This is a genomic window from Photobacterium swingsii (assembly GCF_024346715.1).
GTDB lineage: Bacteria > Pseudomonadota > Gammaproteobacteria > Enterobacterales > Vibrionaceae > Photobacterium > Photobacterium swingsii.
This window is the reverse complement of record NZ_AP024853.1, coordinates 64,536-78,728: the sequence shown is the minus strand read 5'-3', so window position 1 is coordinate 78,728 and position 14,193 is coordinate 64,536. Positions and strand designations below refer to the sequence as shown.

The following is a 14,193-nucleotide window of genomic DNA, read 5'->3' as shown; positions in this document are numbered from 1 at the left end:
CGTTAGGAAATAATATGTCACATACTTATAAACCTATCGACTGTGCATTACATGATTGTTTTGAAATTGCTTGTTTATATCACTACCAAGTGACACTTAAACTACGCGATCAAAGCATTATCGAAGGTGAATGCATAACAACAGAAACGCATCCTGATAAATCAGAATGGCTAGTATGTAAAACACAGTATCAATACCTAAAAATTAGGTTAGATCAGATACGTAAAATGTACTCTAAATCAGCCAATGCTATCTTTGGTGAAGTAAATCTCTAATTTAGTGATCAAAAGCACGTACTCGCGTGCTTTTATTTTTCCAGCAAAGCAGTACAATGTAAAACCAAATGAAACAGCAAACCAGTATATATGCCTTCGATAACAAGCATCCGCGCAAACTTGATCATGACTACTGTTATGATTACATCACAATTTTATCAATACTTAACCCAACATAAGATTATTGGTTTCCCATTGAATTACGTTTCTTACTTTGCGAAAACGGACTCTTATCAGTTTTTCCCAGATCGGCTAATCACCACAAGTGTATTTTGGTTGCTCATTTTCGCCCTCTTAAACATACTGATACTACTGACAACACAACATTTCAAATCAAACAGATAAAACCAACTCAAGGTGAATCACTCGTAACTTACACCTATATAAATTCAATTAACGCAACGCTCTAATCACTGAATTCAGTGCTTGGCTGTTGGCCTTGCTTGCTGCGTAAGTCAACCCTAATCGTCGGAACATTCTAGGCCCAACCAAAGGCACAGTTATCAACTGCTTCGATTGCTCCAATACTCCTGTTGGTAAAAAAGAAATACCTATTCCAGCTTGCACCAAATGCATCACTTGCATTTTATGTTCAGCCCTAGCGAGTAAATTCAATGATAAACCATCGCAAGCTAATAAGCTGATGGTTTGCTGATGCGCTTCACACGGTGGGCATTCAATAAAATCATACTGGTGAAGATCACGTGGCTTCACTTCCGTTAACTGCGCTAATGGGTGATCGGGTAGCATGCATAGCACATAGTCTTCTTCCCATAGAGGCAAAAAGATTTCATCTTCCGCTTTAAGAATATCAAGCGTGATAGCACAGTCGGCATGAGGATCGTTGGCATCCACCAGCTCTAACCGTAGTTCAGGACAGTTTTCGCTTAACCTAGCCATTACTCGAGCTAATTCAGTCTGACTTAAATCGGGAAAGTTCGCTATTTTAATCGGTGTAGTCTGCCGGCGTTGAGTAAACAAATCTGGTAATGCATGAATTTCATTCATCAACTGTACGGCTTTTGGGTACAAATGATGTGATTCTTCTGTCAATGTCACTCCTTTCTTGTGACGCTCAAACAAGGTTACTCCTAGCTCTTCTTCCAGTTGCTTGATCGCATTTGAAATTGAAGGCTGAGAAACATAGCATCGGTTTGCAGCTGCGGTGATGTTTTGCTCTTCATACACGGCAACAAAAAAACGCAATAACCGTAAATCCATACCAAGTTCCTAATTTTCATTCATCGTAAAAACACAGCATGATAAATAACACTTATGGCTTACGAATCCCCACAAAATACCTTTGTAGTTCAATAAGTAGACACGCACCTTACCTTCTGATCTAATGAATTCACCACAAACACAAAAGATTGAAAGCAAGATGCGTGATATTCAAATTCTACACGAGTCGCTGGAAAATCAATGCCCTAACATTCACAAAAAGAGACTAAAATCACTCATGGACTCGGTGCAATCATTGCTTAGCAATGATGCACTTACGCTTACTTTGCTTGGGCGCTCTCTTCCTTCAAAGGCCAAAACGAAACACTGTATTAAGCGAGTTGACCGTTTATTAGGTAATAATCACCTGCACCACGACAGACTCGATATTTATCGGTGGCACTGTCATCAATTTTGTTCGGTTAATACACAGCCCATTGTCTTAGTCGATTGGGCTGATATCCGCGAATACGAACGACTCATGGTACTAAGAGCATCTATTGCTGTAGATGGTCGTTCTGTTACGCTTTTCGAGCAAACTTTTACTTTCAAAAACTACAACTCTCCACGTAGTCATCAACAGTTTCTCGATAACTTTAAAGCTGTTTTACCCTCGCATGTCACCCCTATCATCGTGACTGATGCTGGCTTTCGTAATACATGGTTTAGACAAGTTAATGACATGGGTTGGTGTTATCTTGGACGCGTAAGAGGAGATGTAAACGTCTTAATAAAAAACCAATGGCAACACATCAAGCAGTTGTTTAATCAAGCGAATAGCAAACCTAAATATGTCGGATTCACACAGCTAGCCAAGCGAAACCCATTGCAATGTCATCTTCATCTCTATAAAAAACAAACACCTAAAAAGCGTAAAGACAGGCCAAAAGGTCGAGAACACTTCTCCGCCCAGGCAGTCCATAAAAAGTCAGCACTAGAGCCTTGGCTGCTGGCGACTAATATCCCAACCAATATATTTTCATCTCGATGTATCGTCAGGCTCTATACCAAACGCATGCAAATTGAAGAAACATTCCGAGACTTAAAAAGTCCACAATATGGTTTTGGCTTACGCCAAAGCCGCACTCATGACCCTAAGCGCTTCGAAATTTTACTGCTCATTGGTCTGCTCGCTTTTATGGTCTATTGGTGGTTTGGAATAATTGCAGAACATAACGGTTGGCACCGCCACTTTCAGGCAAATTCAGTAAAAGACCGACGCGTTTTATCATTTGTTAGGCTAGGAAAAGAGGTCTTCCGACGGCTGGAATATCACATCAATGAACCAGCAATACGCTGGGCGCAATCCACCCTAATTCTAATGGCAAGGAACAATTATCGTGCGTAAATTATGTGGGGATCCGCCAGCACTTATGGTTACGGGCTTCAAATTATCTATCCATAGTTTTTACTTATCATAACCCTTAGTAATTGATATTTTTCAATTTCATCCCCTAGGCTTATATTAGCAACCAGAACGCAGCAAGCTATTCAATTTATGTTGCGTAACCTCATGTAATAAAATAACTTTTAGAGAGAGTATCTTATGTCTAAGCCACTAGTTGTTATCACAGGTGCGAGTTCAGGTATTGGTGAAGCAACCGCACGTCACCTTTCAGAGCAAGGATACGCTCTTTTATTATTAGCACGCCGCGTTGAACGCTTAGAAGCCTTGAATCTGCCAAACACCCTATGCCGCAAAGTAGATGTTACAGATGTAACTAGCTTTAAAGCTGCAATTGAAGAAGCTGAAGCACAATACGGTAAAGTGGATTGCTTAATCAACAATGCTGGCGTCATGCTACTTGGTCTAGTGCATGAGCAAAACCCGCTTGAATGGCAAAACATGGTTAACGTAAACATTCTTGGCCTAATGAATGGTATCCATTGTGTACTTGCCGATATGAAAGCACGTAAAGGCGGCACCATCATTAACATCAGTTCTGTTGCTGGTCGAAAAACATTCCCAAGCCATGCCGCGTACTGTGGTACAAAATTTGCGGTACATGCAATGAGCGAAAATATTCGTGAAGAAGTGGCAAGTGAAGATGTACGTGTTATCACAATTGCACCAGGTGCTGTTGAAACTGAGCTACTAAGCCACACAACTAGCGAAGAAATCAAAGCAGGCTACGAAGACTGGAAGCAAGACATGGGCGGTATTCTTGCGCCACAAGATATTGCGAATGCTATCAGCTACGCATATAACCAACCACAAAATGTATGTATCCGTGAAATCGTGTTAGCTGCGACTCGTCAGCAACCTTAAGTTTCTAACTGATAACTTATCAATAGACCAAGCCACCTTACGAATAGTGAGGTGGCTTTTTCTGTTCTGCTTCAGAAATAAACATTAATGAGATAGATATTAATCACACTTCCAACCAAGATAAGATATTTTATGTGATCCTCTCTTCGATATAATCATGATTATTAGTGATAACGAAAACCCTGTCGTAGTCTTATTTAATGTGATTTTTCAACAGGAAGTATCATAGTGACTACCCTAACGCTTTCAGATATCGCAGCAAGACATCTACTCACCAGCATCAAAGATGATGTACTCACCATTACGATGAACCGCCCAAATAAGCTAAACGGGTGGACAATGGATATGATGGAATCGCTTAAAGAAGCCTTCTCTCTCGCCAATACCGACGAGAATGTAAAAGCGATTATTCTCACAGGTGTGGGGAAGTACTATTCTGCAGGCGTTAATTTAGCGGGTACATTAAAAGTCATGCCACCTAAGGCATTACATGAATTGATCGTTAAGAATAACCAACGACTTTTTGAAGTGTTTCTAAACTGTGAAAAGCCTTTACTTGTTGCCATTAATGGCCCAGCAATCGGAGCCAGTGTTACCTCGGCTACCCTAGCTAATTGTATTGTTGCAGCTGATAACGCAACATTTTCTACACCTTTCTCTGCATTAGGTATTACACCTGAAGGGTGTTCAAGCTACCACTTCCCTCGTTTACTCGGTGAGGAGAATTGCCAACGTATGTTAGGTAAAGAAGGCTGGAAACCAACAGCAGAAGAAGCACTAACAGTAGGGTTAGTACAAAAGGTTGTGCCACAAGCTCTGTTAATGGAAGAAGCAAACCGTATTGCACAAGATTGGATTACAAATAAAGAAGAACGTCAGTTTTTAGCCAATAGTTCTCTCAAAGCACTTCAAGCAGCCAACACCTCGGAGTCAGTCCAGCTTGCTGATGCTTTTATGAGTGCTGCTTTTTTAAAAGCTCAAGCTCGCTTTTTCTTCACTAAAAAGAAATATGCACCATCTATCACTTTCTGCATGCTTTGGGCGTTACGGCCACTATGGGCTCGATTCCTTTAAAGCAAGGGCTAGCATTCACTTATAGCAAGTCGTAGTTAACTAAAAATATGGCCTACTTGTGCAGGCCATGTTTTCATCGCGATAATTATAAATTAATCTGGAACGTTGCTTTTACTGTACGGTCATCACCATACATTGCATTGTGGTTACAACCACCACGCAAGTATTGTTCATTGAAAAGGTTATTTACATTCACTCGCACTAAACCATCTAGATCATCACTAAGTGCTACGCGATGGGTATAGCCTAGGTCAACAAGTGTGTATGCAGGCTTAGAGAACTTCTCATACGGATCACCGTACTTCTGGCCTTCATAACGCGCACCAAGGTGAAAGTTGTTCTTCTCATCAATTTGGTAATTTGCCCAAGCGCCCATCGCAAATTTCGGAGCATCCTTTGCACGTTTACCTTCAAGGCGTGGATGATCTAGATAACGGGCGTCTAACCACATCAAACTTGATGATAACGATAGGCTATCTGTCATTTGGCCATCAGCTGCTAATTCAATACCACGGTGACGCACTTTACCATCTTGATGCATGGTATTCGTGCTTCGATCATCGTAAGCAAGATTGTTCTTCTCTATATTAAATAACGCACCCGATACCAGCATTAAGCCTTCAAAGAACGTTTTCTTTGCACCTAGCTCGTACAATTCTCCTCGTTCAGCATCCAACTTTTCACCTGCATTGTTATATTTCGCAGCAACTGGATCTTTTGGCTCAAAGCTCTGCGAATAAGTTGCATACACTGAAGAATCATCGGAAGGGTGGTAAATCACTGCAAATTTAGGCAACACATTATTGTGCGTTTCATCTTTGGTCTTTTCTTGATCAAAGCGAACACCGGCGAGTGCATGCCACTCTTGGTTAAACTCAACATAATCTTGCACGTAAAGACCAAGGGTTTGGCGTTCAAACCCCGTAACCTTACCTTTGCGATAATCAAGATCCGTTGGCTTAGCAATAACCTTATTATCGTTAATGCTTAACTTACCAATACTCCCCTTTTTATCTTGTTGCTCCGTCCTCTTGTAGTCAATATAACTAGAGCCAACCAGCAACTTATGCTGCATACCTGCTAACTCAAACTCACCTTTAAAATCGAGGTAAGCAGTATCGACTTTATAAGTATCGAACGTATCACGTGCCATGACTTTCCAAGTTTGAGTGTTGGGATCGTAATTCGGTTTTTTTGAACTTTCGTTGAATACCTTACCCCAGTTGCTCTCAATGGTACGGCGATCAACATTCTGGCGGTTATAACCCGAGGTTAACATCCAGCTTTGCGACAATTCAAAGTCAAGATTCACACCATAATTTTCAACCGTACTATGACGCTTCGCCCAAGGCATATCCCATACGAACTCTTTGGTACCGATTAGGTCGCCATTTTGAAAAAACGCAGAGCCCATATCGATATGACCATCGTCTTGCGTTCGGTCGTAGTTCAGGCGAACCGTACCACGCTCACCAAGATCAGCTTCAAGGATTAAAGCACCTACCATACGCTCACTTTCAAGTGCTGAACCATCTTTATGACGACGGTAACTCTCTTTCTTTGCAGTTGAGCCAATTAAACGCGCGCGGAGCGTTTCATTACTATTTAATGCCCCACCCACATCCAGTGTTGTTTTGGTATGGTTATACGCACCAAGCTCTTGGCTAAGATTAAGGTGGAAGTCACCATGCGCCTTTTTTGTGACTAAATTAATCATTCCTGCCGGTGTAGATTTACCGTAAAGCAGCGACGACGGGCCTTTTAATACTTCAACACGCTCATATAGCTCTAATGGCAAAGCGTAGTTAGCTAAATGGAATTGACCATCACGTAAATAACTTTGATCTGGATTCAATTCAAAACCACGCATGTAGAAGCGTTCACGATTTCGACGGGTATTGCCAGCAGATATACTAGCGTCATTCTTTAAAACATCCCCTAATGTAGCAGCCCCCTGCTCTTCAATCAGTGCCTCGTCATAAATTGCGATTGAACCTGGTGTATCTAGCTGATTCATCTCCATTTTCATTGCCGAGATATTATCAGCTTGGTAGCCATGCTGAGTCCCCATCACAGTCATATTCTCTTCTTGAACTGCATCTTGATGAGCGTAAACAACCATAGAACTGAATGCCGAAGCGACCAACATAGCCGACTTTTTAATCGTGAACATGTTTCCCCAAATTTTTCATGTGTTGCATTTCAACCCTGACGCAAATGAAAACAATTAGCATTACGTCAAACCTTGTTATTTTATAACACTTGGTATAACGTAAAACCAGAGATTTCGTGATTGAGAATCATAGCTATTTACATTCTTTACTTGCGTCATCTTTCACTATGATTTTCTAAACAAACATGCATATACATCATCAATATATAAGGTACTAACATGCGTTATCTTACCCTTAAGGTGCTAATTTCTGGTTTATTATCAGCACCATTACTCGCTGAGACTATTGATTTCAGTTGTGCGGGAACTTGCGATCAGACTGTTTTATGTGAAGTACTATCAGAACATGATGTAGCGGAATTTACGGTGGAGATAGTAAGGCTCAATGGCGAACATTTACAGAAGGGGAAGCTAAATGACTACATGGAATATGAATTCACACCTCCTAAAGAAAGCTACAACGTCATATTAAGTGATAAGAAGCAGTCAACGGTAACAATTAGTGGGCAAAATATTAATATTCCATGCAAATGCAAGTGCCCTCCCATTACCTAGCTCTTATTCTATTATTGCACTACGCTTTTAACGCTTTGAATAACTAGTTTAAGTCTTAACAATTAAGGGGCTCAGTGAATATCGAAAAAAATCGCCCAATGCATCACACATTGGGCGATTTTATCTATCGACAAATCAAAACTCACCGAAAAAATTCGTGACTACGGCTTTTCTTTTGTAGTTTCAAAAGCCAAAACTTTTGAGCTACCTGCATCATCGAAAAACAGCTGTAGCTGCCCTGCATAAAAACCATAGCGATCCACTTTGGATAACGCTTTAAGGAACCGTTTTTCCTGCTGTTGAGCCGCATCACTTCGGCATGCCTTGCGCGTTGTACCAATTGTAGCGAGTTTTATCTCTGTTTTGCCTTCTGAGCTTTGTACTTTACTAGAGTAGTTGTTACAGCCTGTCGAACCAACAAACTGCCCCTTCTCAAACTTCAAAGTACTCGCAGAAAGGGGCGTTTTAGACGCAGGTAACGACCCTTTCTGCATCAAATGCCAGGTTTTCCCTGCGATTATATCCAAACTAATGCGGCTACGTTGCAGCTTACTCGTATCTTGCTCTAGCTTACCGTTCTGATATCGCCAAAATTGCGTCACAAAATCACCGCCACAGCACATTGGATCTTGTTCACCCGCCTGAATAGATTTCACGACAATAAATGGTGGCTCAACATAGAGATCGACGACTTGAACACGATCGCCAATAAGCGCAGTGGCAACATTATTCGCTTCGCCATAACCTTCCGCATCGAAGTGCTCATCGAATAGCGATAGATACGAAAAACGTCCTGAGCCACTTGTTTGAAAGTCGGTGATCACAGCAGCTTGAACTTTTTGATTGTTCATCACGCTACCATAAGCCGCGAGATTTCCTGCAAAGGTTAGCGACACTTTGTAATAACCGTCATCGGCATTTGAAGAACTTGGGCTCTGCCAATCTTCTCCCCATATACCACGCCATAGTCGTTTAGGTTCATTCCCCTCACCCACCCCTATAATTTCAGCCTGCTGTAAATTCGCTAGATCAAGTGCTGAGATCATTGGACTAGGCTTTTTATTAACAAGTTTACAGCTAAGAGTATCCTGCCCAACTTTTGCTGTTGCTTCTTGTTTATGTGACCAAAAGCTAGCACTATCATTGATGTACTTAGCGCCACTGGCACTTACGGTTACATCTAACAATTCATTATCTAGCCCATAGTGGAGTATCGCTTTTGCTTGATTGTCGACTTGGTAGAAGCGTACTGCAACCGCAGGGTGTACGCCGCCAGTACATTGGTAATAGGTCGGGGTGTCATTTACGAGCAATCCTCCCTTCTCTGCCAAGGTTTCTGTTTGCAATGCATAGCTATTTTTCGTGCACTGATAAACATCCGCCGATTTCCAACAATCATTACGTCCTTTGATCCAGCCTCGCTGAGAGGCTTTAAAATTCGCTTGTTTATCAATAGAAAGGCTAGACAATACCGTTTTATATAAAGCATTCATTTGCAAATCGAGCTTTGCTAATGACTGATCATTACAAATTAAATGCTCTACTTCACCGGAAGCATTAGCGCACTCAAAACTCGGCTTAGCATCATGTGCAACAGCAAAATTAGCAACGAGTATCAATGGTAAATAAGTCAAATTCTTCATGCTCATTCCTAAAACAAGATAAATTAACATAAAATATTTATTCAAATTTCATTCATATGAAACTTGAGTAAACAGTGTAATTACCCAATCTTAACGCTCTTAGAAGTCAATTAATACAGCGTGTTTCCCCTTCTTAATACTTTATACAAGAATCTACGCTCATGCATTAACACCGAAAATAGCAATTAAATTAAATATTATAAAAGTGAATAATTATGACCTGCCATATGAGGATTTTACTGCCACAATTAATAGGATTCCGTGTATAACGAGAAGACGAGGTAACTATGAAAATTATTCAAGCTAGTCTACTTATGGCAGGGTTAGCCATGTCATTTACCGCTGCCGCTGAATACCGTATGAATGTGTCATCTGTTAATGATGGTGCATGGATTACAGTCAGTGAAAACGGTAAAGGAGTCGAAGGAGCGACAGTTACCACTAATATTCATGGCTTAGGGAGTACAAAAACAGACGAGTATGGACGCGTATTTGTGTCGCTTCCTCAAATTCGTTCTCAGACTGTAAAATTCACTGCGACTGATAACAATAGCGGCCAATCTCTCAGTAAGGTTACTTATATCCAACGAGACAAGTAACACCTTTGGAAAAACCGCGTCTGCACGATAGGCGCGGTTAATTTCAAATAGCACGTACCTATCCCATCTAAACGAAGCTTAAGAATACCACCTTCATTCTGGTACGCGCCTCGCTCATTACTCAATGAGTATTAATTTTTTAGTGGTACTGTTCGTACTGACTTAGCAAGTTTAATGATGAACACCAGCTAATCACCCTAAAAAAGCATGTATTCACAATAGCTATGCATTGTGAACGAAATCAATTCATCCCCTCCATCTCTAGCAAGTCGCAATATGAAAGCGAAAATCAACTTTAATCATTATTTTATTTGGATCTTAATCACCATAATGCATAAAAGACATCTTCTGCATAGTGACGCATTTTTACTTTTGAAAGATGATAGAGGCGAACAGAAACAAGAATAAATAACATCAAGAAATTGCTCATAAAAATAGCGAGCGGGCAAAAGGCTCGATATCAACTCTAAATGATATTTGCTGAATTTTGGCTTTATTTTTTGTTTTGATAAAAATCTGACACTTCGTTGACATTAACATTTTAGTTAATAACTAATCTAAGTTCATGCCACGCTAGTTTTTAAAGCTTATTGCTCTATATGTATGAATTATGTTCTCCATTCAGCATACATTCATGCGAAAGAGTTAATCATGACACAAAAGATAATTTCAACTCATTACGAATAACACAGAGAGAACATATGATGAACAGAAGACAACTAAAAGCGCAACAACAAGAAGCAACAATCGCTGCGCTCGGTGAGTGCTATCGCCGTTTAAAAGAAGCTGGAATCAGTGCGAAAGACCTAACCCAAGACGGTTTTCAGCTTATGTTTAAATCGGCGTACAAAAATGTATCACTTTAAATATAAAGCTTTTCGTCAGTTAATGAAGGAGTGAATACAGTAATTTCGGCTATTACAGTATTCACTTTATTCTCCTTCTCGTAACAGTCTATATAAATAGCTATAGCAATCACAGTGCCAATTCCTATCTATTCTCCTCATCAGCACCCTACACTTACTATCGTGCTTATCATTAGCTCTATACAAAGCTAATATCGTGTTATGACCTAATACACAATAATGTTTAAATGCAAAAAAGAGGCGTTAAACGCCCCTCTTCTGCTAATTCTCATTCATGAAACTTATGAATCAACCGCGGTAATAACGCTGCGGTACAAACGGCATTTTTTCAACTGTCATCGGCAGTTTCTTACCACGTACTTCAGCAAATATTTCAGTACCAATCACTGCACAATCTGTTTTCACGTAAGCCATTGCTACAGGTGACCCCTTTGAAGGCCCAAATGTACCACTTGTGACAATACCAATTTCGTTATCGGCTGCATCGAATAATTTACTGCCTTCACGTACAGGCGCTTTTGATTGACCAAGTAAACCAACGCGCTTACGAGCAACATCTTTGGTTTTGATTTGCTCAAGTACCAAGTTTGCACCAGGGAAACCGCCCGCACGCTCACCGTCTGCACGACGCGCTTTGCTAATACCCCATAACAAGCTTGCTTCTACAGGTGTGGTTGTTGTGTCGATATCGTGTCCATATAAGCACAAACCACACTCAAGGCGCAGTGAATCACGCGCCCCCAAGCCAATCCACTCTACTTCACTAAACGCAAGTAACTCACGAGCCAGTGCTTCCGCTTTATCGTTTGGCACTGAAATTTCATAACCATCTTCGCCAGTATAACCTGAACGACTCACGTAACACTCAACACCCAATAGCTCGATCTTCGTCGCATCCATGAATACCATGTCACTGACCGCTGGATTCAAACGCACCAACACATCGGCAGCTTTTGGCCCTTGCAAAGCAAGTAATGCACGATCTTCGATAATCTCCAACTCAACATCAGCAGGAAGATGCGCTTGAATGTGTGCGATATCTTGCTCTTTGCATGCAGCATTAACGACAACAAACAAATGATCACCAAAATTAGTCACCATCAAATCATCTAAGATGCCACCTTGCTCATTAGTAAAGAAAGCATAGCGCTGTTTACCCTCAGGTAGGTCAATAATATCGACAGGTACTAATGCTTCGATCGCTTTCGCAGCACCAGCGCCATGAAGACGAACTTGTCCCATATGCGATACATCAAATAACCCCGCATGCTCACGGCAATGTAAATGCTCTTTACGTACACCAAGAGCGTACTGTACAGGCATATCATAGCCTGCAAACGGTACCATTTTTGCGCCCATTTCAATATGAAGAGCGTGTAGCGGTGTAACCAGAAGATCTTGAGACATTTTTCTTTCTCCGTAGGCCGTGCGGCCATGTTATCCATTTCATTATGTGAAGTGGTTTCGCCACTTATCACACTTACTGCCTTACGTTATAGCCGCAAGGTCACGTATCGCTGAGGCTTCAATCAAAAGCCTCTTAAATTTTTGTTGATGCTCTACCCCGCAAATCACACCCAAAACATATATAAGAGGCTTTGTCTTATATAAAGCGCAAATTTTGAGAAACAGTTTTGTGATCGAATCCTCACACCTAAACATTAAAAACCAACGCTAATAAAACACAACTGCAAACATCAAAGCATTAACATTTAGCATTACAAAGTTGTTAATGGGTGAAAAGTCAATTATCTGGATAGTCTTGTCATAAGCAAGGCTTCAGTAAAGCACTCAAACCATCATGTTTTCAAATATACAAACAGCTTTCAGTCTTGCTAGCCGCTAGATTGAACCCTAAAGAAACACTTGGCTTTTATTCACTATATTTCTAGCCTGATTGCGCTCTGAAATGCTTAAAAGTATCCGCTGATTAATACTAAGAGCTAGTCATTATGAGGCCGTCACCCATAAGATGTTGGCATCCTTCTCACTCACTGAAATCAGCATATGCCCCATATTGGCATCGTAATAAACCGAATCACCTTCGGTTAAATTGACTGGCTCATAAAATTCAGAGAAAAATGTAATTTCACCATTTAATACTAACAAGAACTCTTCCCCATCATGACGAATCCAGTCAGGGTAATCACTAAAATGTCGAGCACGTACTTGCGACTTAAATGGCATCATTTTTTTATTGGTTAACTGGGTTGCTAGTAGTTCATGTTCGTATGTCGACGTTGGGTGTGGTTTACCTCGTTCTGCCAGCGTAACATCACGTCGCCCCGTTGTTCTTGTTTGGCGAGGAGGTGCAAAAAGCTGAGGCATATCAACATTTAAGCCACCAGCCAACTTTTGCATCGCTTGAAAAGTTGGTGAAATCTGTTCGTTTTCAATTTTAGAAAGTGTTGAACGCGCTAATCCCGTTCTTTTACTGGCTTCTTCTAATGTCAAACCGTGCGACATTCGAATTTCTTTTAATCGCTTACCCAACTGTAAAGGCTCAATTTTGGTCGACTCACACTCGCGGGCAACCGTCATTGATGGGTAAATATCTTGCTGAGCATCCTCACTCATTACGTCCCCCTCCTTGGCGATAATCTGGCTTCATTCTGTCATAGTGAGCATAAAACTAAACCACTTTAGGGGATAAAAACTATGACTTCACTAACAGAATCACAACAAAGTTTCCTATTGGAAACTCATCTTTCCCATTTGCCTCTACAGTACATTCCTTTCTGACCCACCCTCTTTACCTGGCACCCATTACCAATGAAAAAGCCAGCCGTAGAGCCTTGTAATTCAGCCTAGCACATCAATTTGAACTCAAAATGTTTCATCTATCGCATGTGTATTTACTGCGTAGAAATCAACCAAAGCATAACCAAACACCAACAGTGACGCAAACGTTTGCTAAAAAATTCAAAGATTAAAGTGGGCAATAATACACTATTGGAAATTTTCGTTTGATAACCTCTCTATAGCGTTGTATGTTACGCACTTGTTAGGTGCTATTAAGCTGTTCTCAACACCCTAAAAATATTAAGTCGGCGTGAATGCTTTTACGCAGATACAAACATTGAAAGCGGATAGATTGCGCAAGGAGTTATAAATGGAAAATACACTGAAGTTCACTGAAAGCCATGAGTGGGTACGCGATAACGGTGACGGCACTATCACTATGGGTATTTCTAACCACGCTCAAGGCCTATTAGGTGATGTGGTATTCGTGGATCTTCCTGAAGTTGGCGATTCAACAGAAGCAGGTGAAACCTTCTCGCTTGTTGAATCTGTTAAAGCAGCTTCTGACATTTACGCACCAGTGACTGGCGAAATTGTTGAAATCAACGAAGAGCTAGAAGACAGCCCAGAACTAGTCAATGAAGAACCGTACGAAGGCGGTTGGATTGCAAAAATCAAAATTGAAGACGTTGAAGAGCTTGCTAAGCTTATCGACGGTGAAAAATACTTAGAGACTATCGAAGATTAATGCGTATCGGCTTTCTTCGGAAAGCCGT

At 40.9% G+C, this 14,193-nt stretch carries 13 protein-coding genes; 8 read left to right on the top strand and 5 right to left on the bottom strand.

Features of this window, described 5'->3' with window-relative positions:
* Window positions 1-14 precede the first annotated feature (14 nt).
* Entirely contained in the window at window positions 15-275 is a 261-nt protein-coding gene (locus tag OCU77_RS17725; protein ID WP_048897676.1) for a Rho-binding antiterminator, read from the top strand.
* Between the two features lie 393 nt (window positions 276-668).
* Here the strand turns inward: OCU77_RS17725 and OCU77_RS17720 are convergent, their stop codons facing one another.
* A complete protein-coding gene (locus OCU77_RS17720) occupies window positions 669-1,496 on the bottom strand; it encodes a LysR family transcriptional regulator (RefSeq protein ID WP_048897675.1) in 828 nt (275 codons plus the stop codon).
* Window positions 1,497-1,656: 160 nt separating this feature from the next.
* On the opposite strand from OCU77_RS17720, the gene OCU77_RS17715 reads away from it, so the two are divergent.
* The 3 genes from OCU77_RS17715 (at window position 1,657) to OCU77_RS17705 (ending at window position 4,839) form a co-directional block, all read left to right on the top strand.
* Complete coding sequence (locus OCU77_RS17715) at window positions 1,657-2,844, top strand: IS4 family transposase (protein ID WP_261856001.1); 1,188 nt, start codon at window positions 1,657-1,659, stop codon at window positions 2,842-2,844.
* 198 nt (window positions 2,845-3,042) lie between these two features.
* The gene (locus OCU77_RS17710) at window positions 3,043-3,765 is read left to right on the top strand and encodes an SDR family oxidoreductase (protein ID WP_048901023.1); all 723 of its coding nucleotides are present in this window, start codon (window positions 3,043-3,045) and stop codon (window positions 3,763-3,765) included.
* A gap of 228 nt (window positions 3,766-3,993) precedes the next feature.
* On the top strand, window positions 3,994-4,839 hold the full coding sequence (locus OCU77_RS17705; RefSeq protein ID WP_048901024.1) for an enoyl-CoA hydratase/isomerase family protein: 846 nt from the start codon (window positions 3,994-3,996) through the stop codon (window positions 4,837-4,839).
* Window positions 4,840-4,924: 85 nt separating this feature from the next.
* Here OCU77_RS17705 and OCU77_RS17700 read toward each other — a convergent pair whose 3' ends face one another.
* Window positions 4,925-7,012, bottom strand: a complete 2,088-nt coding sequence (locus tag OCU77_RS17700) for a TonB-dependent siderophore receptor (protein ID WP_048901025.1) — start codon at window positions 7,010-7,012, stop codon at window positions 4,925-4,927.
* A gap of 219 nt (window positions 7,013-7,231) precedes the next feature.
* On the opposite strand from OCU77_RS17700, the gene OCU77_RS17695 reads away from it, so the two are divergent.
* Window positions 7,232-7,567, top strand: coding sequence for a hypothetical protein (locus tag OCU77_RS17695; RefSeq protein WP_048901026.1), 336 nt, complete (start codon window positions 7,232-7,234; stop codon window positions 7,565-7,567).
* A gap of 161 nt (window positions 7,568-7,728) precedes the next feature.
* On the opposite strand, the gene OCU77_RS17690 is transcribed toward OCU77_RS17695, so the two are convergent.
* Window positions 7,729-9,210, bottom strand: a complete 1,482-nt coding sequence (locus OCU77_RS17690; RefSeq protein WP_162845639.1) for an META domain-containing protein — start codon at window positions 9,208-9,210, stop codon at window positions 7,729-7,731.
* A gap of 287 nt (window positions 9,211-9,497) precedes the next feature.
* On the opposite strand from OCU77_RS17690, the gene OCU77_RS17685 reads away from it, so the two are divergent.
* Window positions 9,498-9,809 carry a hypothetical protein gene (locus tag OCU77_RS17685; protein ID WP_048901029.1) on the top strand — a complete coding sequence of 104 codons (312 nt, stop codon included), beginning with the start codon at window positions 9,498-9,500 and terminating at the stop codon, window positions 9,807-9,809.
* 701 nt (window positions 9,810-10,510) lie between these two features.
* The gene (locus OCU77_RS17680; RefSeq protein WP_160314743.1) at window positions 10,511-10,675 is read left to right on the top strand and encodes a hypothetical protein; all 165 of its coding nucleotides are present in this window, start codon (window positions 10,511-10,513) and stop codon (window positions 10,673-10,675) included.
* Between the two features lie 288 nt (window positions 10,676-10,963).
* Here OCU77_RS17680 and gcvT read toward each other — a convergent pair whose 3' ends face one another.
* Together gcvT and OCU77_RS17670 are read right to left on the bottom strand one after the other, a co-directional pair.
* Window positions 10,964-12,082 carry a glycine cleavage system aminomethyltransferase GcvT gene (gcvT, locus tag OCU77_RS17675; RefSeq protein WP_048901030.1) on the bottom strand — a complete coding sequence of 373 codons (1,119 nt, stop codon included), beginning with the start codon at window positions 12,080-12,082 and terminating at the stop codon, window positions 10,964-10,966.
* Window positions 12,083-12,625: 543 nt separating this feature from the next.
* The gene (locus tag OCU77_RS17670) at window positions 12,626-13,252 is read right to left on the bottom strand and encodes a helix-turn-helix domain-containing protein (RefSeq protein WP_048901031.1); all 627 of its coding nucleotides are present in this window, start codon (window positions 13,250-13,252) and stop codon (window positions 12,626-12,628) included.
* A gap of 535 nt (window positions 13,253-13,787) precedes the next feature.
* Here OCU77_RS17670 and gcvH point away from each other — a divergent pair.
* The gene (gene gcvH / locus OCU77_RS17665) at window positions 13,788-14,165 is read left to right on the top strand and encodes a glycine cleavage system protein GcvH (RefSeq protein ID WP_048901032.1); all 378 of its coding nucleotides are present in this window, start codon (window positions 13,788-13,790) and stop codon (window positions 14,163-14,165) included.
* The last annotated feature ends 28 nt before the right edge of the window (window positions 14,166-14,193 follow it).